At 60.3% G+C, this 25,773-nt stretch carries 19 protein-coding genes and 1 tRNA gene; 14 read left to right on the top strand and 6 right to left on the bottom strand.

Annotated features, from left to right (window positions below; genetic code table 11):
- Positions 1-243 precede the first annotated feature (243 nt).
- Positions 244-330 (bottom strand) — tRNA-Leu (locus AC1Q6D_RS22220).
- A gap of 225 nt (positions 331-555) precedes the next feature.
- On the opposite strand from AC1Q6D_RS22220, the gene rnr reads away from it, so the two are divergent.
- The 11 genes from rnr to AC1Q6D_RS22165 all read left to right on the top strand — a co-directional run bounded on the left by rnr (position 556) and on the right by AC1Q6D_RS22165 (position 17,326).
- Positions 556-3,192, top strand: a complete 2,637-nt coding sequence (gene rnr, locus AC1Q6D_RS22215; protein WP_103403320.1) for a ribonuclease R — start codon at positions 556-558, stop codon at positions 3,190-3,192.
- Positions 3,189-3,956 (top strand): 23S rRNA (guanosine(2251)-2'-O)-methyltransferase RlmB, encoded by a 768-nt coding sequence (gene rlmB, locus AC1Q6D_RS22210; RefSeq protein WP_103403319.1) that lies wholly within the window; start codon positions 3,189-3,191, stop codon positions 3,954-3,956. Before rnr ends, rlmB begins: the two co-directional genes overlap by 4 nt.
- A gap of 314 nt (positions 3,957-4,270) precedes the next feature.
- Positions 4,271-4,693, top strand: a complete 423-nt coding sequence (rpsF, locus tag AC1Q6D_RS22205) for a 30S ribosomal protein S6 (protein WP_008035342.1) — start codon at positions 4,271-4,273, stop codon at positions 4,691-4,693.
- Between the two features lie 28 nt (positions 4,694-4,721).
- On the top strand, positions 4,722-4,952 hold the full coding sequence (rpsR, locus tag AC1Q6D_RS22200) for a 30S ribosomal protein S18 (RefSeq protein WP_002551829.1): 231 nt from the start codon (positions 4,722-4,724) through the stop codon (positions 4,950-4,952).
- A gap of 36 nt (positions 4,953-4,988) precedes the next feature.
- A complete protein-coding gene (locus tag AC1Q6D_RS22195) occupies positions 4,989-5,882 on the top strand; it encodes a YybS family protein (RefSeq protein ID WP_047536780.1) in 894 nt (297 codons plus the stop codon).
- A gap of 19 nt (positions 5,883-5,901) precedes the next feature.
- Positions 5,902-6,348, top strand: coding sequence for a 50S ribosomal protein L9 (rplI, locus tag AC1Q6D_RS22190; protein WP_007939577.1), 447 nt, complete (start codon positions 5,902-5,904; stop codon positions 6,346-6,348).
- A 134-nt stretch (positions 6,349-6,482) separates the two neighbouring features.
- Positions 6,483-7,880 carry a replicative DNA helicase gene (gene dnaB / locus AC1Q6D_RS22185; protein WP_047536783.1) on the top strand — a complete coding sequence of 466 codons (1,398 nt, stop codon included), beginning with the start codon at positions 6,483-6,485 and terminating at the stop codon, positions 7,878-7,880.
- A 186-nt stretch (positions 7,881-8,066) separates the two neighbouring features.
- The gene (locus AC1Q6D_RS22180; RefSeq protein ID WP_103403318.1) at positions 8,067-10,367 is read left to right on the top strand and encodes a YgiQ family radical SAM protein; all 2,301 of its coding nucleotides are present in this window, start codon (positions 8,067-8,069) and stop codon (positions 10,365-10,367) included.
- A gap of 220 nt (positions 10,368-10,587) precedes the next feature.
- Positions 10,588-13,860 carry a transglutaminase family protein gene (locus AC1Q6D_RS22175; RefSeq protein ID WP_103403317.1) on the top strand — a complete coding sequence of 1,091 codons (3,273 nt, stop codon included), beginning with the start codon at positions 10,588-10,590 and terminating at the stop codon, positions 13,858-13,860.
- Positions 13,861-13,949: 89 nt separating this feature from the next.
- Positions 13,950-16,436: a circularly permuted type 2 ATP-grasp protein gene (locus AC1Q6D_RS22170; RefSeq protein WP_103403316.1), complete on the top strand. Its 2,487-nt coding sequence runs from the start codon at positions 13,950-13,952 to the stop codon at positions 16,434-16,436.
- Entirely contained in the window at positions 16,436-17,326 is an 891-nt protein-coding gene (locus AC1Q6D_RS22165) for a transglutaminase family protein (protein WP_103403315.1), read from the top strand. Before AC1Q6D_RS22170 ends, AC1Q6D_RS22165 begins: the two co-directional genes overlap by 1 nt.
- Before the next feature lie 232 nt (positions 17,327-17,558).
- Here AC1Q6D_RS22165 and AC1Q6D_RS22160 read toward each other — a convergent pair whose 3' ends face one another.
- Together AC1Q6D_RS22160 and AC1Q6D_RS22155 are read right to left on the bottom strand one after the other, a co-directional pair.
- Entirely contained in the window at positions 17,559-17,738 is a 180-nt protein-coding gene (locus AC1Q6D_RS22160) for a hypothetical protein (protein ID WP_103403314.1), read from the bottom strand.
- Between the two features lie 68 nt (positions 17,739-17,806).
- Positions 17,807-18,394 carry a cytokinin riboside 5'-monophosphate phosphoribohydrolase gene (locus AC1Q6D_RS22155; RefSeq protein ID WP_103403313.1) on the bottom strand — a complete coding sequence of 196 codons (588 nt, stop codon included), beginning with the start codon at positions 18,392-18,394 and terminating at the stop codon, positions 17,807-17,809.
- A gap of 343 nt (positions 18,395-18,737) precedes the next feature.
- On the opposite strand from AC1Q6D_RS22155, the gene azu reads away from it, so the two are divergent.
- Positions 18,738-19,184 (top strand): azurin, encoded by a 447-nt coding sequence (azu, locus tag AC1Q6D_RS22150; protein WP_047536804.1) that lies wholly within the window; start codon positions 18,738-18,740, stop codon positions 19,182-19,184.
- 175 nt (positions 19,185-19,359) lie between these two features.
- Here azu and nadE read toward each other — a convergent pair whose 3' ends face one another.
- The 3 genes from nadE to AC1Q6D_RS22135 all read right to left on the bottom strand — a co-directional run bounded on the left by nadE (position 19,360) and on the right by AC1Q6D_RS22135 (position 22,467).
- Entirely contained in the window at positions 19,360-20,187 is an 828-nt protein-coding gene (gene nadE / locus AC1Q6D_RS22145) for an NAD(+) synthase (RefSeq protein ID WP_103403312.1), read from the bottom strand.
- A gap of 4 nt (positions 20,188-20,191) precedes the next feature.
- Complete coding sequence (gene pncB / locus AC1Q6D_RS22140) at positions 20,192-21,415, bottom strand: nicotinate phosphoribosyltransferase (RefSeq protein ID WP_103403311.1); 1,224 nt, start codon at positions 21,413-21,415, stop codon at positions 20,192-20,194.
- A 140-nt stretch (positions 21,416-21,555) separates the two neighbouring features.
- Entirely contained in the window at positions 21,556-22,467 is a 912-nt protein-coding gene (locus tag AC1Q6D_RS22135) for a LysR family transcriptional regulator (RefSeq protein ID WP_103403310.1), read from the bottom strand.
- Positions 22,468-22,642: 175 nt separating this feature from the next.
- Between AC1Q6D_RS22135 and amaB the strand changes: the two genes are divergently transcribed.
- Both amaB and amaA read left to right on the top strand, forming a co-directional pair.
- Entirely contained in the window at positions 22,643-24,133 is a 1,491-nt protein-coding gene (amaB, locus tag AC1Q6D_RS22130; protein ID WP_103403309.1) for an L-piperidine-6-carboxylate dehydrogenase, read from the top strand.
- A 159-nt stretch (positions 24,134-24,292) separates the two neighbouring features.
- Positions 24,293-25,576 (top strand): L-pipecolate oxidase, encoded by a 1,284-nt coding sequence (amaA, locus tag AC1Q6D_RS22125; RefSeq protein ID WP_103403308.1) that lies wholly within the window; start codon positions 24,293-24,295, stop codon positions 25,574-25,576.
- The last annotated feature ends 197 nt before the right edge of the window (positions 25,577-25,773 follow it).

The raw sequence follows: 25,773 nt of genomic DNA, 5'->3' as shown, positions 1-25,773 counted from the left end.
AAGAAGACTCGAACTTCCACGGCCGTAAGGCCACCAGCACCTGAAGCTGGCGTGTCTACCAATTTCACCATCTGGGCATTTATCTTCAGCGTTGCCGCTGTTGATGTGGCGCACTATACGGAGCGCAATTTGATCTGTAAACCCCTGATTTAAAATAAATAAATCAACGGCCTGAAATGCAAAAACCCGCTTTCGCGGGTTTTTGTGTGAGTCTTGAAATTGAACTAATCTCAAGCTCGAAATTGGTGCCCAGAAGAAGACTCGAACTTCCACGGCCGTAAGGCCACCAGCACCTGAAGCTGGCGTGTCTACCAATTTCACCATCTGGGCAGTATCGGCAACGTTGTCTGTCGTCGATGGCGCGCACTATACGGAGCGTCTTTTTAACTGTAAACCCCTGACATCAAAAAAACCTGAAAAATTTCACCAGCGGTCTTCAAATCAGCTTTGTGACGTCGATAAAAGGCTTTAGAAGGGCCGTCATAGCTTGAAATTTCCCGTTTCATTACGCCTATGCCAAACTAACCCGTATATAGACAAGGTGAAAACTCTCTAATGGCCGATTGGCAGTCCCTCGATCCCGAGGCCGCTCGTGAAGCGGAAAAATATGAAAACCCTATTCCTAGCCGCGAACTGATCCTTCAGCACCTTGCTGATCGAGGTTCGCCTGCTAACCGCGAGCAGTTGGTCGAAGAGTTTGGTCTGACCACAGAGGACCAGATCGAAGCCCTGCGCCGCCGCCTGCGCGCCATGGAGCGCGATGCTCAACTCATCTATACCCGTCGTGGCACTTATGCACCGGTAGACAAGCTCGACCTGATCCTGGGCCGCATCAGCGGTCACCGTGACGGCTTCGGTTTCCTGGTCCCGGACGATGGCAGTGACGACCTGTTCATGAGCCCGGCGCAAATGCGTCTGGTGTTCGATGGCGACCGCGCCCTGGCGCGGGTTTCCGGCCTCGACCGTCGCGGTCGCCGCGAAGGCATGATCGTCGAAGTGGTCTCGCGTGCTCACGAGAGCATCGTCGGTCGCTATTTCGAAGAGGGCGGTATCGGTTTCGTGGTTGCCGACAATCCGAAGATCCAGCAAGAAGTGCTGGTGACGCCGGGTCGCAATGCCAACGCCCAGATCGGTCAGTTCGTCGAAGTGAAGATCACTCACTGGCCGACGCCACGCTTCCAGCCTCAGGGCGATGTGGTTGAAGTCGTGGGTAACTACATGGCGCCGGGCATGGAAATCGACGTCGCCCTGCGCACTTACGACATTCCTCACGTCTGGCCTGAGGCGGTGCTCAAGGAAGCGGCCAAGCTCAAGCCCGAAGTCGAAGAGAAAGACAAAGAGAAGCGCATCGATCTGCGTCATCTGCCGTTCGTCACCATCGACGGCGAAGATGCCCGTGACTTCGATGACGCGGTCTATTGCGAAGCCCGTAAGGGCAAGTTGCGTCTGTTCTCGGGTGGCTGGAAGTTGTACGTGGCGATTGCCGACGTCTCCAGCTACGTGAAGCTCGGTTCGGCGCTGGACGCTGAAGCCCAGGTGCGCGGCAACTCGGTGTACTTCCCCGAGCGCGTGATCCCGATGCTGCCTGAGCAGCTGTCCAACGGTCTGTGCTCGCTGAACCCGCAGGTCGATCGTCTGGCCATGGTTTGCGAGATGACCATCTCCAAAACCGGCGAAATGACCGACTACTGCTTCTACGAAGCGGTGATCCACTCCCATGCACGCCTGACTTACAACAAAGTCAGCGCCATGCTCGAAACGCCGAAAGCCACCGAAGCGCGGAAGCTGCGTGGCGAGTACACCGATGTCGTGCCGCACCTCAAGCAGCTGTACTCGCTGTACAAGGTGTTGCTGGCGGCGCGTCATGTGCGTGGCGCGATCGATTTTGAAACCCAGGAAACCCGGATCATCTTCGGCTCCGAGCGCAAGATCGCGGAAATTCGCCCGACCGTGCGCAACGATGCCCACAAGCTGATCGAGGAATGCATGCTGGCGGCCAACGTGGCCACTGCCGAATTCCTGAAAAAACACGAAATCCCGGCGCTGTATCGCGTCCACGATGGTCCGCCACCGGAGCGCCTGGAAAAACTGCGCGCCTTCCTGGGTGAGCTCGGCCTGTCCCTGCACAAAGGCAAGGACGGCCCGTCGCCGAAGGATTACCAGGCACTGCTGGCTGGTATCAAGGATCGTCCGGATTTCCACCTGATCCAGACCGTCATGCTGCGTTCGTTGAGCCAGGCGGTGTATAGCGCTGATAACCAGGGCCACTTCGGTCTGAATTACGAGGCATACACCCACTTCACCTCGCCGATCCGCCGCTACCCGGACTTGCTGACTCACCGGGCAATCCGCAGCGTCATCCATTCGAAGCGGGACACCCCGCACGTTCGCCGTGCTGGTGCGATGACCATTCCGAAGGCGCGTATCTATCCGTACGACGAAGCGGCCCTGGAGCAACTCGGCGAGCAGTGCTCGATGAGCGAGCGCCGTGCCGACGAAGCGACCCGCGACGTGGTGAACTGGCTCAAGTGCGAGTTCATGAAAGACCGCGTGGGCGAATCGTTCCCGGGTGTGATCACCGCCGTAACCGGCTTTGGTCTGTTCGTCGAACTGACCGATATCTACGTCGAAGGCCTGGTGCACGTCACCGCATTGCCGGGCGATTACTACCACTTCGACCCTGTGCATCACCGCCTGGCCGGTGAGCGTACCGGTCGCAGCTTCCGTTTGGGCGACACTGTTGAAGTGCGGGTCATGCGCGTCGATCTCGACGAACGCAAGATCGACTTCGAAATGGCCGAAAAAACCCTCAGCGCGCCAATCGGTCGTAAAAAACGCGGTACTGAAACTGCGGCGCCAGCGGCATCTGCTGCAAAAACAGCCGCAGAGCCGGTGCCGGAGAAAACCGGTCGTCGTCCTGCCAGAGAAAAGGTTGTAGAAGCCTACCGCCCAAGCGATGCGGCGGCGAAAAACGCCGAAGTACGCAAAAGCCGTGAAATGAAGCAGGCCTTGCTGGCCGATGCGAAAAGCGGCGGTAAAGCGGCGTCTGCGGGAAAGACCGGAAGGTCGACGCCTGAAAAGGCCGTCGGCGGCAAGCCTGCCAAACCGAGCAAACATCGTAAAGGCCCGCCAAAAGCGGGCTCGGCCCCAGCCAAAAGTGGCGGGGCGCGTAAACCTAAGGCCAAGCCATGAGTCAGTTGGAAAAAATCTACGGCGTGCATGCTGTAGAAGCATTGCTGCGTCATCACCCGAAACGCGTCAAGCAGATCTGGCTGGCCGAAGGTCGCAGTGATCCGCGCGTACAGACGTTGATCGAACTGGCCAACGAGAATCGTGTCCAGGTCGGCCAGGCTGAGCGCCGTGAAATGGACGCCTGGGTCGAAGGTGTGCATCAGGGTGTAGTCGCGGACGTGAGCCCGAGCCAGGTCTGGGGCGAAGCGATGCTCGACGAACTGCTCGACCGTACCGAAGGTGCGCCGTTGCTGTTGGTGCTCGACGGTGTAACCGATCCGCACAACCTGGGTGCCTGCCTGCGTTCCGCCGATGCGGCGGGCGCGCTGGCGGTGATTGTTCCGAAGGACAAGTCGGCGACCCTGACGCCGGTTGTGCGAAAAATCGCCTGCGGTGCTGCGGAAGTGATTCCGCTGGTCGCCGTGACTAACCTGGCGCGCTCCCTGGAGAAACTCCAGCAGCGTGGCTTGTGGGTTGTCGGTACGGCGGGGGAGGCCGAAGTCAGTCTGTATGACCAGGACCTGACCGGCCCCACCATCCTGATCATGGGGGCCGAAGGCAAAGGCATGCGCCGCCTGACCCGCGAGCATTGTGACTACCTGGTCAATTTGCCGATGGCCGGTAGCGTCAGCAGCCTCAACGTTTCCGTGGCGACGGGCGTATGTCTGTTCGAGGCGCAGCGTCAGCGCCGCGTCAAGGCTGCGGCTGCCGCCAAGAAGGCCTGATCCGGCTGCAATCCCTGTGGGAGCGAGCCTGCTAGCGATAGCGGTGTAACATTCGGCATCAATGTTGAATGTTACGTCCTCATCGTGAGCAAGCTCGCTCCCACAATGGTTTCTGGCCAGTCAAAAAATGGCGGGCAAACGAGCTGTTCAAATAATCACCAATTACCTTGCGCCTCTCTCGCCCCTTCTCTACAATTGCGCCCCTTGCTGCGATGGCAGGCACGCATGTGTCTAGCGTCCACAAGTCCATAAGTGTCATTCACTCCTTGTCTGACCGCTTTTGAGCGGCAGGCTACAACCCGTAAGGAGCATTCATGCGTCATTACGAAATCATCTTTTTGGTCCACCCGGATCAAAGCGAGCAAGTCGGCGGCATGGTTGAGCGTTACACCAAGCTGATCGAAGAAGACGGCGGCAAAATCCACCGTCTGGAAGATTGGGGCCGTCGTCAACTGGCCTACGCAATCAACAATGTTCACAAGGCTCACTACGTGATGCTGAACGTTGAGTGCACTGGCAAGGCCCTGGCCGAGCTGGAAGACAACTTCCGCTACAACGATGCAGTGATCCGTAACCTGGTCATCCGTCGCGAAGAAGCCGTTACCGGCCAATCCGAGATGCTCAAGGCTGAAGAAAACCGCAGTGAGCGCCGTGAGCGTCGCGACCGTCCTGAGCACTCCGACGCTGAAGGCGTTGATGGTGATGACAGCGACAACAGCGATAACGCTGACGAGTAATCCACGGACCTTTTGAGGAGCCAATTACATGGCACGTTTCTTCCGTCGTCGTAAATTCTGCCGCTTCACCGCTGAAGACGTGAAAGAGATCGATTACAAAGATCTCAACACTCTGAAAGCTTATGTATCCGAGACCGGCAAAATCGTTCCAAGCCGCATCACCGGTACCAAAGCTCGTTATCAGCGTCAGCTGGCCACCGCTATCAAGCGCGCCCGCTTCCTGGCCCTGCTGGCCTACACCGACAGCCACGGCCGCTGAGACCGGGCAGTCGACACGTAGCAAAGGATTGAATGTATGCGTGCCTTAGCTGAGTTCATCATGCGGGGCCGTATGCAGGCCACTCTGGTAGTGGCCGGATGCGCGGCATTGCCGTTGTTGTATTGGTTGGGTGCTGCCGCCGGATGCCTTGTGCTCCTGCGGCGCGGATTGAGGGACGCCTTGGGCGTTCTTGCTCTGGGGCTGCTGCCGGCGTTGATCTGGTGGCTGAAATTCGACGATCCACGTGCACTTCTGGTGCTGCTGGGGTCTGCGAGCCTTGCGTTGGTTTTGCGCGCAAGCGAGTCCTGGAACCGCGTGCTGCTGGTCAGCATAGCGATGGGAGTGGTGTTTTCAGTGGTGCTGGGGACGGCTTTTGGTCCTCAGATCGAGATGCTGGCGCAGGCTTTGATAAAAGTCATGCCGTCGCTACTCGGTGAGGTCTACCAGAAGATGTCGGTAGACGAGCAAGCGCGTTTCGCGTCCCTGATTGCACCAATCCTGACTGGCCTGATTGCGGCGTTGTTGCAAATCGTCAGTGTGCTGAGCCTGATTGTCGGGCGCTACTGGCAGGCGTTGTTGTACAACCCGGGTGGTTTCGGTCGCGAGTTTCGCGCCATTCGAATCCCGCTGGGTCCCGCGATGTTGCTGCTGGCCGGCATGGTTGTGACACCGAACTTCGGTGTCCAGATGTCCATGCTCGTGCCGTTGTGCAGCGTACCGCTGGTTTTCGCCGGGCTGGCCCTGATTCACGGGCTGGTGGCGCAAAAGCGACTGGCCAGATTCTGGCTGGTGGGGTTGTACGTCACGCTGTTGCTGTTCATGCAGCTGATCTATCCGTTGCTGGTGGTCCTGGCCATCGTCGACAGCCTGATTGATTTTCGCGGTCGTCTGGCGCCGAAAGACGCCGATAACGCGAACGGTGAAGGTTAAAAGTTAAGAGGATTTTCACATGCAACTGATCCTTCTGGAAAAAGTCACCAACCTGGGCAACCTGGGTGACAAAGTGAACGTTAAGGCTGGTTACGGTCGTAACTACCTGCTGCCTTACGGCAAAGCTACCGCTGCGACCCCAGCCAACCTGGCTGCGTTCGAAGAGCGTCGCGCTGAGCTGGAAAAAGCTGCAGCAGACCGTAAAGCATCGGCTGAAAGCCGCGCTGCCCAACTGGCTGAGCTGGAAGTGACTATCACTGCCACCGCTGGTGACGAAGGCAAGCTGTTCGGTTCGATCGGTACTCACGACATCGCTGATGCACTGACCGCCTCTGGCGTTGAAGTGGCAAAAAGCGAAGTTCGTCTGCCGAACGGCACCATCCGCAACGTAGGTGAATTCGACGTAGCCGTGCACCTGCACGCCGAAGTTGAAGCCACCGTACGCGTTGTCGTGGTAGCAGCTTAAGCAGCACTTGTCGGCTGGCACCCTCGGGTGCTTGCCGGTAACATCGGGCACGATCCTGTTTACAGGTCGTGCCCTTTGTCTTTCTGGCAGTTCCGTTTTTTAACCCCTGCTTCTCCAAAAAATACCAAGTGGCCATGAACGAAATTTCCGCTCCCGAGCAATACGATCTGCAAACCGCCGCGCTGAAAGTGCCGCCGCATTCCATCGAAGCCGAACAGGCTGTACTCGGTGGTCTGATGCTGGACAACAACGCCTGGGAACGCGTCCTCGATCAAGTCTCCGACGGTGATTTCTATCGACATGACCACCGCCTGATCTTCCGTGCGATCGCCAAACTGGCCGATCAGAACTCGCCGATCGACGTCGTGACCCTGGCCGAGCAATTGGACAAGGAAGGTCAGACTTCGCAAGTCGGCGGCCTTGGGTATCTTGGCGAACTGGCGAAAAACACGCCGTCCGTCGCCAACATCAAGGCCTATGCGCAGATCGTTCGTGAGCGGGCCACCTTGCGCCAGTTGATCGGCATCAGCACCGAAATCGCCGACAGCGCGTTCAACCCGGAGGGCCGTACCGCCGCCGAGATTCTCGACGAAGCCGAGCGGCAGATCTTCCAGATTGCCGAGGCCCGGCCGAAAACCGGTGGCCCGGTGGGCGTGAATGACCTGCTGACCAAGGCCATCGACCGCATCGACACCCTGTTCAACACTGACAACGCCATCACCGGCCTGTCCACCGGCTACACCGACCTCGACGAGAAAACCAGCGGTCTGCAACCGGCCGACCTGATCATCGTTGCCGGCCGTCCATCCATGGGTAAAACCACCTTTGCGATGAACCTGGTGGAAAATGCCGTGCTGCGCAGCGAGAAAGCGGTTCTGGTTTACTCGCTGGAGATGCCAGGTGAATCGCTGATCATGCGTATGTTGTCGTCCCTGGGACGCATCGACCAGACCAAGGTCCGTTCCGGCCAGCTGGAAGACGACGATTGGCCGCGCCTGACCTCGGCGGTCAACCTGCTCAACGACCGCAAGCTGTTTATCGACGATACCGCCGGCATCAGCCCGTCGGAAATGCGCGCCCGGACCCGGCGTCTGGTGCGTGAGCACGGTGATGTCGGCCTGATCATGATCGACTACCTGCAACTGATGCAGATCCCCGGTTCCAGCGGCGACAACCGGACCAACGAGATTTCCGAGATCTCCCGGTCCCTGAAGGCGCTGGCCAAGGAATTCAACTGCCCGGTGGTGGCGTTGTCCCAGCTCAACCGTTCCCTGGAACAGCGGCCGAACAAGCGCCCGGTGAACTCCGACTTGCGGGAATCCGGAGCGATCGAGCAGGACGCCGACGTCATCATGTTCGTGTATCGCGACGAGGTGTACCACCCGGAAACCGAGCACAAAGGCATCGCCGAAATCATCATCGGCAAGCAGCGGAACGGGCCGATCGGCTTTATCCGCCTGGCATTCATCGGCAAGTACACCCGGTTCGAGAACCTGGCACCGGGTAGCTATAACTTCGATGACGACGAGTAATTCAGCGTCTTGAAGGGCCCCATCGCTGGCAAGCCAGCTCCCACAGGGCTGATGCGATCCCGGTGGGAGCTGGCTTGCCAGCGCTAGACGCGCCGCAATTTCCGACCATAGCCGTCGGAATTGGTCAAAATTTGTGCTATATTCCGCGCCCCCGAAATTCAATGAAAGCCAACACCGGTTATCGACATGCAAGCAGCCAAGCCGTTATTTGACTATCCCAAGTACTGGGCCGAATGTTTCGGGCCTGCGCCATTCCTGCCGATGAGCAGGGAGGAGATGGATCAGCTTGGCTGGGATTCCTGCGACATCATCATCGTCACCGGTGATGCCTATGTCGATCACCCGTCGTTCGGCATGGCGATCATCGGCCGGCTGCTGGAGTCCCAGGGCTTCCGCGTCGGGATCATTGCCCAGCCAAACTGGCAGTCCAAAGACGACTTCATGAAGCTCGGCGAGCCGAACCTGTTTTTCGGTGTCGCGGCCGGCAACATGGACTCGATGATCAACCGCTACACCGCCGACAAGAAAATCCGTTCCGATGACGCTTACACACCGGGTGGCCTGGCGGGCAAGCGGCCGGACCGCGCGAGCCTGGTTTACAGCCAGCGCTGCAAGGAAGCCTACAAGCACGTGCCCATCGTGCTTGGCGGTATCGAAGCGTCCCTGCGCCGCATCGCTCACTACGATTACTGGCAGGACCGCGTTCGCAACTCGATCCTGATCGACGCCAGCGCCGACATCCTGCTCTACGGCAACGCCGAGCGTGCCATTGTCGAAGTCGCCCAGCGCCTGTCCTACGGTCACAAGATCGAAGACATCACCGAAGTGCGCGGCACCGCGTTCATCCGTCGCGACACGCCGAAAGACTGGTACGAAGTCGACTCCACGCGCATTGACCGTCCGGGCAAGGTCGACAAGATCATCAACCCGTACGTCAACACCCAGGACACTCAGGCCTGCGCCATCGAGCAGGAAAAAGGTCCGGTTGAGGATCCGCAGGAAGCCAAGGTCGTGCAGATCCTGGCCAGCCCCAAGATGACCCGCGACAAGACCGTGATTCGTCTGCCGTCGGTGGAAAAGGTCCGTAACGACGCGGTGCTTTACGCTCACGCCAACCGCGTGCTGCACCTGGAAACCAACCCGGGCAACGCCCGCGCACTGGTCCAGAAACACGGTGAAGTCGACGTCTGGTTCAACCCGCCACCGATTCCGATGACCACCGAAGAAATGGACTACGTGTTCGGCATGCCTTATCAGCGCATTCCGCACCCGGCGTATGGCAAGGAGAAAATCCCGGCCTACGAGATGATCCGCTTCTCGGTGAACATCATGCGTGGCTGCTTCGGTGGCTGCACCTTCTGCTCGATCACCGAGCACGAAGGCCGGATCATCCAGAACCGTTCCGAAGAGTCGATCATTCGCGAAATCGAAGAAATTCGCGACAAGGTTCCAGGTTTTACCGGCGTCATCTCCGACCTCGGCGGCCCGACCGCGAACATGTACCGCATCGCTTGCAAAACGCCGGAAATCGAATCCGCGTGCCGCAAGCCGTCGTGCGTGTTCCCGGGTATCTGCCCGAACCTGAACACCGATCACTCGTCGCTGATTCAGCTGTATCGCAGTGCCCGTGCCTTGCCGGGTGTGAAGAAGATCCTGATCGCTTCCGGCTTGCGTTACGACCTCGCGGTCGAGTCGCCGGAATACGTCAAAGAGCTGGTGACCCACCACGTTGGCGGTTACCTGAAGATCGCCCCGGAACACACCGAGGAAGGTCCGCTCAACCAGATGATGAAACCGGGCATTGGCAGCTATGACAAGTTCAAGCGCATGTTCGAGAAGTACTCCAAGGAAGCCGGCAAAGAGCAGTACCTGATTCCGTACTTCATCGCTGCCCACCCAGGCACCACTGACGAAGACATGATGAACCTGGCCCTGTGGCTCAAGGGCAACGGTTTCCGTGCCGACCAGGTGCAGGCGTTCTACCCCTCGCCGATGGCCACCGCCACCGCGATGTACCACTCGGGCAAGAACCCGCTGCGCAAGGTCACCTACAAGAGTGACGCGGTGACCATCGTCAAGAGCGAGGAGCAGCGCCGTCTGCACAAGGCGTTCTTGCGTTATCACGACCCGAAAGGCTGGCCGATGCTGCGTGAAGCATTGATCCGCATGGGCCGCAGCGACCTGATCGGGCCGGGCAAGAACCAGTTGATCCCGTTGCACCAGCCGTCCACCGACAGCTACCAGAGCGCCCGTCGCAAGAATTCGACGCCGGCCGGCAGCCATAAAGTGGCCAAGGAAACGACCAAGATCCTGACCCAGCACACCGGCCTGCCACCACGCGCCAGCGACGGCGGTAACCCGTGGGACAAGCGTGAACAAGCCAAGGCTGCGGCATTCGCCCGTAACCAGCAGGCGGCCAAGGAGCGCAAGGATGCGGCCAAAGGCAAAGGGCCGAAACCGGCTCGCAAGCCGGTCGTACCGCGCTAAACCGCGCTTGGGCTGAACAAAACGCCAACCTTCGGGTTGGCGTTTTGCATTTCCGGGCCGCGTAACGCCACAAATACGTGCAATGCCCCCCAACCAATTTCCCGCCTCGCCCGATTTTGGTGCTGTACTGCCTCCAGTAACCGGAGAAAGCGCCAGCACTGCTGGGTGGCATAAGTCTTGCGCGCTTTCACATACGCTTAGGGCTCGCAGGAGGCACGCCGTGTCGATTCATGTCGCATTGCATCACGTTACGCATTACCGCTACGACCGTGCCGTTGAGCTCGGTCCGCAGATCGTTCGCCTGCGTCCGGCCGCCCACAGTCGCACGCGGATCCTGTCCTATGCGCTGAAGGTTTCGCCCGAGCAACACTTCATCAACTGGCAGCAGGACCCCCAGGGCAATTACCTGGCGCGGTTGGTGTTTCCGGAAAAAACCGATGAGCTGCGGATCGAAGTCGACCTGGTGGCGGAAATGGCGGTGTTCAATCCGTTCGATTTCTTCCTTGAGCCCTACGCGGAAAAAATTCCGTTCACCTATGCCGCCGATGAGCGCAAGGAGCTGGCGCCCTACCTGGAAACCTTGCCGCTGACGCCGAAGTTCAAGGCGTACCTGGAGGGCATCGACCGCACACCGTTACCCGCTGTGGATTTCCTCGTCGCGCTCAATCAGCGCCTGAGCGAAGACATCGGCTACCTGATCCGCATGGAACCTGGCGTGCAAACGCCCGAGCACACCCTTGAACACGCCTCCGGGTCTTGCCGCGATTCCGCGTGGTTGCTGGTGCAACTGCTGCGCAACCTCGGACTGGCCGCGCGTTTTGTCTCCGGCTACCTGATCCAGCTGACGGCCGACGTCAAAAGCCTCGACGGACCCTCGGGCACGGATGTGGATTTCACAGACCTGCACGCCTGGTGCGAGGTGTATCTGCCCGGCGCCGGCTGGATCGGCCTGGATGCGACCTCGGGGCTGTTTGCCGGTGAAGGCCATATTCCCTTGGCCTGTAGTCCCGATCCGTCCTCTGCGGCACCGATCAGTGGCCTGGTGGAGCCGTGCGAATGTCAATTCAGCCACGAAATGTCCGTGGAGCGGATTTGGGAAGCGCCTCGGGTCACAAAGCCCTACACCGAAGAGCAGTGGCTGGCGATTCAGAGCCTGGGCCGGCAGATCGATGCCGACCTGCTGGAAGGCGATGTCCGCCTGACCATGGGCGGCGAGCCGACGTTCGTGTCCATCGATGACCCGGACGGTGCCGAGTGGAACACTGCGGCGCTGGGGCCGGACAAACGTCGCCTGTCTGCCGAACTGTTCCAGCGCATGCGTCAGCACTACGCGCCCAAGGGCCTGGTGCATTTCGGCCAGGGCAAGTGGTACCCCGGCGAGCAACTGCCGCGCTGGTCGCTCAACTGCTACTGGCGCCGCGACGGGGTGCCGATCTGGCACAACAGCGCGCTGATCGCCGACGAGCAGCAAGACTATGGCGCTGATGGCGAACTGGCCGGGCGGTTTTTGGCGAGTGTCGCCGAACGCCTGAAAATTCCGACACGTTTTGTGTTCCCCGCCTACGAAGACAATTTCTATTACCTCTGGCGTGAAGGCACCTTGCCGCAGAACGTCAGCGCCGAGGATTCACGTCTCGAGGAGCCGCTGGAGCGTGCGCGACTGCGTAAAGTCTTCAGCCAGGGCCTGGATAAGGTGATTGGCCAGGTCTTGCCGCTGGCGCGGACCGCCAAGGGCGACCAGTGGCAGAGCGGACGCTGGTACTTGCGCGACGAGCACTGTCGCCTGGTGCCAGGGGATTCACCGCTGGGCTATCGCTTGCCCCTCGGCTCGCAGCCCTGGGTGAAAGCCGCGGAATACCCGTTCATTCATCCGCAGGACCCGAACCAGGATTTCCCGGATTTGCCTGACACCGCTCAATTGCAAAGCCAGGGCGCTGCCGTTGTGGTTGATCGTGCACCGAAAATCGATGAATCCGCCGACTGGCTGACCCGCACCGCGTTCTGTGCCGAGGCGCGGGAAGGTCGGTTGTACCTGTTCATGCCGCCGCTGGAGCGGGTTGAGGACTACCTCGAACTGGTCGCCGCGATTGAAGCCACCGCTGAAGAGCTGCATTGCCCGGTATTGCTGGAAGGCTATGAACCGCCGAGCGATCCGCGTTTGAGCAACTTCCGCATCACGCCGGACCCGGGGGTGATCGAGGTCAACGTGCAGCCGTCCGCCACCTGGGATGAATTGGTCGAACGCACTGAATTCCTTTACGAGCAGGCGCGGCAAACCCGGCTCACCACCGAGAAATTTATGATCGATGGCCGCCACACCGGCACCGGTGGCGGTAACCATTTCGTACTGGGTGGCGCGACACCGGCCGACTCACCGTTCCTGCGGCGTCCGGATCTGCTGCGCAGCCTGATCAGCTACTGGCATAACCACCCGTCCTTGTCCTATCTGTTTTCCGGGCTGTTTATCGGCCCGACATCGCAGGCGCCACGGGTCGATGAAGCGCGCAACGATGCCCTGTATGAGCTGGAAATCGCCTTTGCCCAAATGCCGCAACCCGGCGAGGAATGCGCGCCGTGGCTGGTCGACCGGTTGCTGCGCAATCTGTTGATCGACGTGACGGGCAACACTCACCGCGCCGAGTTCTGCATCGACAAGCTTTACTCGCCGGACGGCGCAACGGGTCGCTTGGGATTGCTTGAGTTGCGTGCCTTTGAAATGCCGCCTCACGCACGCATGAGCCTGGCTCAACAGCTGCTGCTGCGGGCGCTGGTCGCACGTTTCTGGCGCGAGCCTTATGCACCGCCGAAACTGGCGCGCTGGGGCACGGAGCTGCACGACCGGTTTCTGTTGCCGCACGTTATCGAGCAGGATTTCGCCGACGTCATTGTCGACCTCAACGCCGCCGGTTATCCGCTGCGGGCCGAGTGGTTCGCGGCGCATCTGGAGTTCCGCTTTCCCAAGGTCGGCGATTACGCCGTCAGTGGCATTGCGCTGGAACTGCGCCAGGCACTTGAGCCGTGGCATGTACTGGGCGAGGAGGGCGCGGTTGGTGGCACGGTGCGCTACGTGGATTCGTCGCTGGAGCGTCTGCAGGTCAAACTCAACGGGTTGCCGCCGCAGCGCTATTTGCTGACCTGCAACGGCATCCCGGTGCCGCTGCAGCCCACCGGGCGCGTCGGCGAGTTTGTCGCCGGGGTGCGTTTCCGCGCATGGCAACCGGCCAACTGCCTGCAACCGACCATTCCCGTGCATGCGCCGCTGGTGTTCGATCTGCTCGACACCTGGATGGGGCGTTCGCTGGGCGGTTGCCAGTATCACGTGGCCCATCCGGGCGGGCGCAACTACGACAGCTTGCCGGTCAATGCCAACGAGGCCGAGAGCCGGCGGATGGCGCGCTTCTTCCGGATCGGACTCACCCCCGGGAAACTTCCTGTGCCGATTCTGGAAATTAACGACGAACTGCCGATGACGCTCGATTTACGACGCTTCTAAACCGTACGCGACGCCCGGATGTTTCGTCTATCCGGGCGTCATGAGCCTGCGTTAGTCTGACCTTTCCCTGCTGTCTGCCGAGCTTTCCAATGCCTGACCTGCTTGACCGCTACCCGCTGACGGCGGGCACTTATCATGAACTGCTCGACGACAGCGGCGCCGTGCGTGCGCACTGGCGCCGGCTGTTCGACCAATTGCAGCGCAGCACGCCTGCGCAACTGGTGCAGCGCCAGGCACTGCTGGCCCGGCAGATTCATGAAAACGGTGTCACCTATAACGTTTACGCCGATCCCAAGGGCGCCGATCGTCCCTGGGAGCTGGACCTGCTGCCCCATGTGATTGCCGCCGATGAATGGGAACAGCTGTCGGCCGGCATCGCCCAGCGCGCCCGTTTGCTCAATGCCGTGCTGGCCGACCTGTACGGCCCGCAACGCCTGATCGCCGAAGGCTTGCTGCCGGCCGAGCTGGTATTCGGCCACAACAACTTCCTCTGGCCCTGTCAGGGTATCAATCCGCCTGAAGGGGCCTTTCTGCATTTGTATGCCGTGGATCTGGCGCGCACCCCCGATGGTCGCTGGTGGGTGACGGCAGACCGCACGCAAGCACCGTCCGGGGCCGGTTACGCGCTGGAAAACCGCACCATCGTGTCCCGCGCCTTTCCCGAGTTGTACCGCGATTTGAAGGTGCAGCACCTGGCCGGGTTCTTCCGCACGCTCCAGGAAACCCTGGCTCGCCAGGCGCCAAGCGATGAAGAGGTGCCGTTGGTAGTGCTGCTGACGCCGGGGCGATTCAACGAAAGCTATTTCGAACATCTGTACCTGGCGCGTCAGCTCGGTTACCCGCTGGTGGAGGGTGGCGACCTGACCGTGCGCGACGCCACGGTCTACCTGAAAACCCTCAGTGGCCTGCGCCGGGTCCACGCGATCATGCGCCGGCTCGACGACGACTTCTGCGACCCGCTGGAGCTGCGTACCGATTCGGCTCTGGGTGTGCCGGGCTTGCTCGAGGCCGTACGCCAGGGGCGGGTGTTGGTGGCCAACGCCCTCGGCAGCGGCGTACTCGAATCGCCGGGACTGCTGGGGTTCCTGCCGAAGATCAATCAGTTCCTGTTTGGTGAAGAGCTGATTTTGCCGTCCATCGCCACTTGGTGGTGCGGCGAAGCGCCCGTGCTGGCCCAGGCCCTGGAGAAATTGCCGGAATTGCTGATCAAACCGGCATTCCCGTCCCAGAGCTTTGCACCGGTATTTGGCCGTGATCTGAGCGAAAAACAGCGGCAATCGCTCGCTGAGCGCATGCAGGCGCGTCCTTACGCTTATGTTGCGCAAGAACTGGCTCAACTCTCCCAGGCGCCCATCTGGCAGGCCGAGGACGGTCAACTGCAACCCCGGGCCATAGGCATGCGTGTGTACGCCGTGGCCAGTCGCGATGGTTACCGTGTCCTGCCCGGTGGTTTGACCCGCGTCGCCGCCGAGGCGGACGCTGAAGTGGTGTCGATGCAGCGCGGCGGGGCAAGCAAGGACACTTGGGTCCTGGGCGACCGGCCGCCGAGCGGCGAGCAATGGAAAGCCCAACGCAACATCGGCGTACATGATCTGGTGCGCCGCGACCCGTACCTGCCGTCACGGGTGGTGGAAAACCTGTTCTGGTTCGGCCGCTACTGCGAGCGCTGCGATGACAGTGCGCGGTTGTTGCGGATCATGCTGGCGCGCTATGTCGACGGCGATGACCCGCAGGCGCTGGACGCGGCGGTCGATCTCGGGGAGCGCTTGATATTGCTGCCCGAAGAAGGCGAACTGCCTGAGCGCTTGCTGGCCGCGATACTGGGCGATGACTGGCCCTTCAGCCTGCGTTCCAACCTGCAACGTTTGCAATGGGCGGCCTCGCAGGTGCGTGGCAAGCTCTCGCGGGAAAACTGGCAGGCGCTGGTGGAATTGCAGCGCGAAGCCATGGAGCTGGAAACCGAAGAACCGGACTTCGGCGAGTTGCTGGATTTTCTCAACCGATTGGTGATGTCCCTGGCGGCACTGTCGGGGTTTGCCCTGGACGACATGACCCGCGACGAAGGCTGGCGCTTTTTGATGATCGGCCGGCGGATCGAGCGTCTGCAATTTCTCAGTGGCAGCCTGGCGGCGTTCCTGCGTGGCGCCGGGGCCTTCGATCAGGCGGGGCTGGAATGGCTCCTGGAGCTGGGCAACAGCAGCATTACCTACCGTTCGCGTTACCTGGCGGTGGCGCAATTGATCCCGGTGCTCGACCTGCTGCTGCTCGACGAGCAGAACCCCCATGCCGTGCTGTTCCAGCTGAAACTGGTGACCCGCACACTCAAACGCCTGAACGACGACTTTGGCGTGCCTCGTGAAGCCGGTCTGCCGCAGTTGGTGGAGCGTCTGGCGCGCTTCGATCTGGGCTGTCTGGAAAACCCGTTGTTTGGTGCCGCCAGCGTGCGTGCCGCCGTCGAGGGGCTGGCCGATCTGCTGCAAGAAATCGCCGATGCCAGCGGGCAAGTGTCGGATCGCCTGGCCTTGCGCCATTTCGCCCATGTCGATGATGTCAGCCAACGCACGGTGTCCGTCTGATGAGTGCCCATTACCAGATATTGCACGACACCCATTATCACTACGACAGCCCGGTATCCCTGGCCCAGCAACTGGCGCACCTGTGGCCGCGCCCCTGTGCCTGGCAGCGCTGTACCGCACAGCAATTGCAGATCAGCCCGGAACCCACCTCGCGCCGTGATGAGCTGGATGTGTTCGGCAATCCGTTGACCCGGCTGGCGTTCGAGCGTCCCCATGATGAATTGCTGGTCAATGCGAGCCTCACGATCGAAGTGCTGCCCCGGCCGGTGCTGGACTTCAATCAGTCTCCGGCCTGGGAAGACACCCGCAATGCACTGACCTACAGCAGCCAGCCACTGTCCCCACAAATCCTGGACGCCTGCCGCTACCGGTTCGAATCACCCTACGTGCATCTCAAGCGCAACTTCGTCGAGTTCTCACAGAGTTGTTTTCCTCCGGGGCGGCCATTGCTGCTGGGGGTTCAGGCCCTGATGGAGAAAATCTTCAGTGAGTTCACCTTCGACGCCGAAGCGACGCAAGTGGCGACGCCCCTGGTGGAAGTGCTGGAGCGTCGGCGGGGTGTCTGTCAGGACTTCGCCCACCTGATGCTCGCGTGCGTGCGGTCTCGTGGATTGGCCGCGCGGTACATCAGCGGCTACCTGCTGACACAACCGCCACCGGGCCAGCCACGACTGATCGGCGCCGATGCGTCCCATGCCTGGGTTTCGGTGTTTTGCCCGGTGCTGGGTTGGGTAGATTTTGACCCGACCAACAACGTGCAACCGGCGCTGGAGCACATCACGCTGGCCTGGGGCCGGGACTTTTCCGATGTCTCGCCGTTGCGCGGGGTGATTCTGGGCGGAGGAAACCACGACCCGGAAGTGCGCGTCACCGTTATGCCATTGGAGTAGTGCAGCCCTACTGTAGGAGCGAGCCTGCTCGCGATGGACCAACGGGCGCCGCGTCAATCCAGATAAAACGCGTCATCGTTGACGACCATCGCGAGCAAGCTCGCTCCCACAGGGAGTGCGTGGGCTGTTCTGGATAGGGTGTTTCAGATCGGCCTGTGAGGGCCGGCAGCAACGCTGCCAGCCCTGGACACAGATCCGGTGGGCCTGACTGGATCATCCGGCCCGGAGGGACTCAGGCGTCCGGCGCCTGATCTTTCGGTGCATCAACATCATCTTCTGCAGCGACTTCACCGTCAGGGTTCAGTGCCGTGTCTTCAGCCATCGCTTTCTTGCGCTGAAGCTTTTCCTCTTTCTTCTGTTCCTTGGCCAGGTCACGCTGACGTTTGGCGAAGGAGTAGTTGGGTTTAGCCATGGGCGATCCTCTGGGGTCGAAGGTGAGGTTGAGCGGCGCGTATTCTGCCCTGTATCGGTGCCAAGTCGTTAGTCGGGTTTTTGCTCGACCCACTTGGGCAGTACGGTGGGTTGCCACTGATCGAGGGCGTCGAGCAGAGATTTTGGCGATTCGCTCACCTGCAGCATGTCACGGTGCGCTGCGCGAACGAAGCCTTCGCCGACGATATGATCGAGAAAACCGGTGAGTTGGCTGTAGAAACCGTTCACTTCCAGCAAGCCCAGCGGCTTGCCGTGGTAGCCGAGTTGGCCCCAGGTCCAGACCTCGAACAGCTCTTCCAGCGTGCCCAGGCCGCCCGGCAGGGCGATGAAGGCATCGCTGAGTTCGGCCATCCGTGCCTTGCGCGCATGCATGCCGTCCACCACTTCCAGGCGAGTCAGCCCTTTGTGGCCGATTTCCTTGTCCATGAGGCTTTGCGGGATGATGCCCACGACTTCGCCACCGGCCGCCAGCGCGGCATCGGCCACGATGCCCATCAGTCCGACAGCGCCGCCGCCGTAAACCAGCGTCAGCTTACGCTCAGCCAGTGCCCGGCCGAGGGCCTCGGCCGCTTCCCGATAAGCGGGATGGGTCCCGGTGCTGGCACCACAAAATACACAAACGGATACTAAAGACATGCCTTACTCCATGGTCGATCAGGGCCACAGAGTAAAGGCAGGCGCGCGACGCTCCAAGGGCTAGACTTCGCGCTTGGGTGTTTCGTAAGTGCCGCTGGCGCCACAGGCGTAGGCGGCAAGCAAGCTGCACAACAAGCTATTGAGGGACATGTCAGACGCTCCGGTTGGGGGTTATGGCCTGATCATAGGCCCGGTCCAGAGGTCTGGCTGGTAGATTGTTTCGATGGGTGTCATAGCCCGAAAGTTGTATACAATTTTTGATTCAGGTCATAGGAACTTGCGAAGTTTTCAGGCAGTCTTCTGTCCACTCGCATTTCTGTTAACCCTGCCTTGGAGATTCACCATGTTTGCCAAACTCGTTGCGGTATCTCTGTTGACACTGGCCAGCAGCCAACTGATGGCTGCAGAGTGCAAAACGACTATCGACTCCACTGATCAGATGTCCTTCAACACCAAGGCCATTGAAATCGACAAGAGCTGCAAGACCTTCACCGTGGAACTGACCCACTCCGGCGCTTTGCCGAAAACCGTCATGGGCCATAACTGGGTGCTGAGCAAGGAAGCCGACATGCAGCCGATCGCCACCGACGGCCTGGGCGCCGGTATCGAAAAGAACTACTTGAAAGAAGGTGATGCTCGCATCATCGCGCACACCAAAGTCATCGGCGCTGGTGAGAAAGATTCGGTGACCTTCGACGTGTCCAAGCTCGACGCCGCTGAAAAATATGGCTTCTTCTGCTCGTTCCCAGGCCACATTTCGATGATGAAAGGCACCGTGACGCTGAAGTAAGCCGAAGCACCGCGTTAACGTTCATCGCGGGCAAGCCCGCTCCCACAGGTACGGTGGTGGTTCATGTGGGAACGAGCCTGCTCGCGAAGGGGTCATCAGCATCAGTGAATGCAATGGCCAAAGAAAAGCCCGCTGAAGATCAACACTTCAGCGGGCTTTTTCATGCATTCACGAATCAAGGCGCAAACGGCATCACCCGCTTGTGGTGCGTCTTGTTGTAAGTGCCAACGATGATCTTGAACGCTTCCTCGCGCACCGGTTCGCCATGCAGAAAGGCGTCGATCTCGGCGTAAGTCACGCCGTGGGACGCTTCGTCCGGTTTGCCAGGGGACAGGTCCTCGAGGTCGGCGGTTGGTACTTTCTCCACCAGCGACTCCGGCGCACCGAAGCTGCGGGCGATCGCCCGGACCTGGTTTTTCACCAGGCCACTGAGCGGTGCCAGATCACAAGCGCCATCGCCGAACTTGGTGAAAAAGCCCATGACTGCCTCTGCCGCGTGATCGGTACCGATCACCAGGCCGTGGGCCGCGCCGGCGATGGTGTACTGGGCGACCATGCGCATCCGCGCCTTGGTGTTGCCGAGTACGAAGTCCACCGAGACCGCGTGCTTGCCTTCAAAGGCCGCGACTTCGTTGGCCAGCGACTTGACCGCCGGACCGATGTTCACGGTGTGGCGCTCATCCGGATCGATGAAATCCACGGAGGCCTGGGCGTCGTGTTCATCGAACTGGGTTTCGTACGGCAGGCGCACGGCGATGAACTTGAATTGATCGTCACCCGTGCGCTGGCGCAGTTCACGCACGGCACGCTGAGCCAGCAGGCCGGCCGTCAGGGAGTCGACACCGCCACTGATGCCCAGTACCAGGGTCTTGAGCCCGGAATTGACCAGGCAGTCCTGGATAAAGGTAATCCGCCGGGCGACTTCAGCCTTGAGGGCGGCCTCGTCGGCAAACGGCGGTTGGACCTTGAGCTGTTCAGCAATCTCACGCTGTACGGCTTGCATGAATTCACTCCTTGCTAGATAGGCTGGGAAGGGCAGGAACTTGGAAAACGTGTCGCAAATAGGCGACAAAATTCGGGTCTTTGCAGTGAGTCTTGCCAGGCTCGTCGGAGATCTTTGCCACCGGCTGGCCGTTGCAGGCGGTCATTTTAAGCACGATGCTCATCGGTTCGACACCCGGAATATCACACGTGAGATTGGTGCCGATGCCGAAGCTGACGTTGATCCGCCCACGCAACGCACGGAATATTTCCAGGGCCTTGGGCAGTGTCAGGCTGTCGGAGAACGTCAGCGTCTTGCTCATCGGGTCGATGCCGAGCTTGTGATAGTGGGCGATGGCTTTTTCCGCCCAAACCACCGGATCACCCGAGTCATGGCGCAAACCGTCGAAAAGCTTCGCAAAAAACAGGTCGAAATCACCGAGGAAGGCATCCATGGTGATGCAGTCGGTCAGGGCGATGCCCAGCAAGCCGCGATATTCGCGGACCCAACAATCGAGCGCCGCGATCTGGCTGTCGACCAGTCGCGGGCCGAGCTGCTGGTGGGCCATGATCCATTCGTGGGCCATGGTGCCCAGCGGTTTCATGTCCAGCTCGCGGGACAGGTGCACGTTGCTGGTGCCGACAAAGCGTCCCGGGAAGTCATGCTTGAGCACGTTCACCACTTCTTCCTGCACACGGTACGAGAAGCGACGGCGAGTGCCAAAATCGGCGACCTGCAATTCGGACAGCTCGTCGCTGCTGGCGTTGGCGGTCAGCCAGTCGAACTTGCGATAAAGCTGCTCGCGCGCCTGTTCCAGAACGACTTCCCGATAGCGGTAGCGGTTGCGCACTTCACTGACGATCGCCAGCATCGGCACTTCGAACAGAATCACGTGAAGCCAGGGGCCGCGCAGGCGGATGAACAGTTCGCCGTTTTCGATACCGGTATGGACGTAGCGCAGGTTGAAGCGAAACAACCCGAGAAAGCGCAAGAAATCCGGCTTCATGAAGCTGATGCGTTCCAGGAAACTCAGCTGGTCGGCGCTCAGGCTTAACTCGGCCAGGCGCTCGAGCTGGTAACGGATTTCCGCCAGATAAGGGCGCAAATCCTCACTGTTGCGGCAACGAAACTCCCATTCGACTTCCACGTTCGGGTAGTTGTGCAGCACCGCCTGCATCATCGTCAGTTTGTAGAAGTCGGTGTCGAGCAGGTTCTGCACGATGCGATCGGCAAACACACTCTCGCTCATAACGGGAATCTCCAGCGTTGCAGCGGTATTGATCAATGGCGCTAGTGGCGCATATCAGAGGGCTGGATTGCCAGCGATTTCTTGGATCACAACAGATCCCCTGTGGGAGCAAGCTCGCTCCCGCAGGGGATGGCTAAAGCCTAAAGTGGTGGAGGCTCCGGGCTATCAACCTGCTCCAGCATCCACTTCACGAAGTCCCGCACCTTGGGCACTTCCGCCGAATGCTCCGGGTACGCCAGGTAATACGCATCAGTGCTGGGCATCGCATGCTTCCAGGGAATGACCAGTTTGCCGTCCGCCAACTCTTCTTCCACCAGAAACCGCGGCAGCAGTGCCACGCCACAGCCGACCTGCGCCGCGCGAATGCACATGTAGAAGGTTTCGAAACGCGGGCCGTGGTAGCTGTGTTCGGTGTGGTAGCCCTGACTGTCGAACCAGTCATGCCAGGCCTGGGGGCGCGAGGCGTTTTGCAGCAGGACCAGATCGGTGAGTTGCGTTGGATCGGTAAACGGCTCGGCCGGCAGGCTGCCGGGGGCGCAGACGGGCACCAGCTCCTCGCCGAACAGCTTCAGGCATTCGGTGCCGGGCCGTGAGCCCTGGCCAAAGTAGAACGCCAGGTCGCTGCGCCCTTGCAGCAGATCGTCGGCCTCCTGTTCGCTGCACAGGTCCAGGTGAATCGATGGATGACGCAGGCGCCAGCCTTTGAGGCGTGGCACCAGCCAGCGCGCGCCGAACGTCGGTGGCGTCGAGACGCGCAGGACTTCGGTTTCACCGCCATAGGAGCGCAGGTAATGGGTCGACATCTCGACTTGCGTGAGGATTTTTCTGACCTCGACCAGGTACAAGTCGCCCGCTGGCGTCATTTGCAGGCGTCGACGCACCCGGCGAAACAGCAGGTGCTGCAACAGCTCTTCGAGTTGCGCGACCTGTTTACTGACCGCACTCTGGGTCAGATTCAACTCTTCGGCGGCCCGGGTGAAGCTCAGATGCCGGGTCACGGCTTCGAAACACTGCAGTGCAGCGATCGATGGCAAATAGCGTTTGTTCAGCATGGGCGGTCCTTTGTTCTTGTCTCTTTATTGCCAGCAATGCACAGCATGAATAAACGGAATGATATCTCTCTTAAAGGTCGTTTGTTGAGTAACCTCCGGGGAGCTAAAACTACAGGCCTGATCAGCCGTGATTTTCCGGCTGCGCCCGTTCCGTTTTTTGCTTGAGGAGTCACCCATGGTTGCCGCATTGCTTGATCGTCTTGGTGTAAACCCGGCCCTGTACCAGAACGGCAAAGTGCCGGTGCATTCGCCTGTCGATGGCAGCCGCATCGCCGCCGTGAACTGGGAAGGTGCCGCCGAAGTGGAGCAGCACATCAGTCGCGCAGATCATGCGTTCGAGCTGTGGCGCAAGGTTCCGGCGCCACGCCGTGGCGAACTGGTGCGTCAACTGGGCGACATCCTGCGTGAATACAAGGCCGATCTCGGTGAACTGGTGTCCTGGGAAGCCGGCAAGATCACTCAGGAGGGCCTGGGTGAAGTTCAGGAAATGATCGACATTTGCGATTTCGCCGTCGGCCTGTCCCGTCAGTTGTACGGTCTGACCATCGCTTCCGAGCGTCCTGGCCACCACATGCGCGAAACCTGGCATCCGCTGGGCGTCGTCGGCGTGATCAGTGCGTTCAACTTCCCGGTCGCGGTCTGGGCCTGGAACGCCACGCTGGCACTGGTCTGTGGCAACCCGGTGATCTGGAAACCGTCGGAAAAGACTCCACTGACCGCACTGGCCTGCCAGGCACTGTTCGACCGCGTGCTGAAGAACTTCAGCGATGCGCCTGCGGGCCTGAGCCAGGTCATCATCGGTGGCCGCGATGCCGGCGAAGCCCTGGTCGACGACCCGCGTGTCGCGCTGGTCAGCGCCACCGGCAGCACCCGCATGGGCCGTGAAGTGGCGCCGAAAATCGCCGCACGCTTCGCCCGCAGCATTCTGGAACTGGGCGGCAACAACGCCATGATCCTCGGCCCAAGCGCCGACTTGGACATGGCCGTACGCGCCATCCTGTTCAGCGCCGTCGGCACTGCCGGTCAGCGTTGCACCACGTTGCGTCGTCTGATTGCCCACGAATCGGTCAAGGAAGAGATCGTCACCCGCCTCAAAGCCGCTTACTCCAAAGTGCGTATCGGCCATCCACTGGAAGGCAACCTGGTCGGCCCGTTGATCGACAAGCAAAGCTTCGAAAACATGCAGGACGCGCTGGAGCAGGCCCTGAGCGAAGGCGGCAAGGTATTCGGCGGCGAGCGTCAGCTTGAAGACAAATTCCCGAACGCTTACTACGTTTCGCCGGCCATCGTCGAAATGCCGGAGCAGAGCGACGTGGTCTGCCACGAAACCTTCGCGCCGATCCTGTACGTGGTCGGTTACAGCGATTTCAACGAAGCCCTGCGTTTGAACAACGCTGTACCGCAAGGCCTGTCTTCGTGCATCTTCACCACCGACGTGCGTGAAGCCGAACAGTTCATGTCGGCGGTGGGCAGCGATTGCGGTATCGCCAACGTCAACATCGGCCCGAGCGGCGCTGAAATCGGCGGCGCGTTTGGTGGGGAGAAAGAAACCGGCGGTGGTCGCGAGTCCGGCTCCGACGCATGGCGCGGCTACATGCGCCGTCAGACCAACACCGTGAACTACTCGCTGGAGTTGCCATTGGCACAGGGTATTACGTTCGACTGATGCTTGAGTCGATCCCTTTGTAGGAGCGAGCTTGCTCGCGAAAAACGTCAGGGCAACGCAGTCATCCAGACAGCGCGCGTCATCGTTGACGTCCATCGCGAGCAAGCTCGCTCCTACAGTTGAATTGTGTGTTGGTTAGGTTTCTGTTGGAGTCTGGCAATGCCGTTACGCGAAGAGTGTCTTTGGGAAAAACTGACGCCGCAAAGGCCTGATAACGCGGCGCTCAAGGGAGAGGTGAAGGTCGATGTCTGCGTCATCGGCGCCGGTTTTACCGGTCTGTCGGCGGCCGTGCATTTGCTGGAGCAGGGTAAAACGGTTTGCGTGCTCGAAGCCCATCGCGCCGGTCATGGCGGTTCCGGGCGCAACGTCGGGCTAGTCAATGCCGGCCTGTGGATTCCACCGGACGACATTGAGGCCGGGTTTGGCGAGGCGGTCGGCAGTCAGCTCAACCGCATGCTCGGTGCGGCACCGGCCCTGGTGTTCAGCCTGGTCGACAAATACAACATCGATTGCCAGTTACGCCGTGAAGGCACGTTGCACATGGCGCACAACGCCCGCGGTGAAGCGGATCTGCGCAGTCGCGAAGAACAGTGGAAGCGCCGTGGTGCGCCGGTCGAGCTACTGACCGGGCAGGCTTGCGAACAAGCCACGGGCACCAAAAAGATTGCCGCCGCCTTGCTCGACCGGCGTGCCGGCACGATCAATCCCATGGCCTACACCACGGGGCTGGCCAAAGCGGCCATCGGCCTCGGTGGTCAATTGTTCGATCATTCCCCGGTCACCCGACTCGAACGTCAGGGCCAGCGCTGGTCGGTGCAGACCGCACAGGGCTCGGTACTGGCCGAGCAAGTGGTGATTGCGTCCAACGCTTACACCGAGGGCGACTGGACGGAATTACGGCGCAATTTCTTCCCCGGTTATTACTACCAGGTGGCGTCGGTGCCGCTGACGGAAGAGGCCGCGCAACACATTCTTCCGGGTGGCCAGGGTTCCTGGGATACCCGCCAGGTGCTCAGCAGTATTCGCCGCGATAAAGACGGCCGTCTATTGCTCGGCAGTCTGGGCAACGGCAATCAGAAACCGACCTGGTTCCTCAAGGCGTGGGCCGATCGCGTCCAGCAGCATTATTTCCCTTACCTCAAACCGGTGGAGTGGGAGTGCACCTGGACCGGTCGCATTGCGTTCACCCCCGATCATTTGATGCGATTGTTCGAACCGGCGCCCGGTTTAGTGGCAGTCACCGGTTACAACGGCCGGGGCGTGACCACGGGTACAGTCGTTGGTAAAGCCTTTGCCGATTATTTGTGTAACGGAAATCCTCAAGCGCTACCGATTCCCTTTGCACCCATGCAGCCATTGGCAGGGGTCGGGTTGCGCAGTTGTCTCTATGAGGCGGGCTTTTCGCTGTATCACGCGGGCCAGTGCCTGCGGATCGTCATTTGATGATTGAAATCGTGCTGGAGAGCGGCGCTTTTTCGCGCAGCGACTAGCCTGTAATGGTGCGGGTTGTAGCAGTACCGCACCAGCAGTGTGCAGTTCGGTGACGTGCGTTGTTACAGGCGGGTTGCACACCGTTTGGTGTAGTGGTTGCAATGATGGCACGGGAGGGTTGCGCCTCAATAAATAAAAGGTTTCACCTT

The sequence above is a fragment of the Pseudomonas sp. MT92 genome (assembly GCF_058792515.1).
The sequence above is the reverse complement of the archived record's forward strand: the minus strand, read 5'-3'. Positions and strand labels throughout refer to the sequence as shown.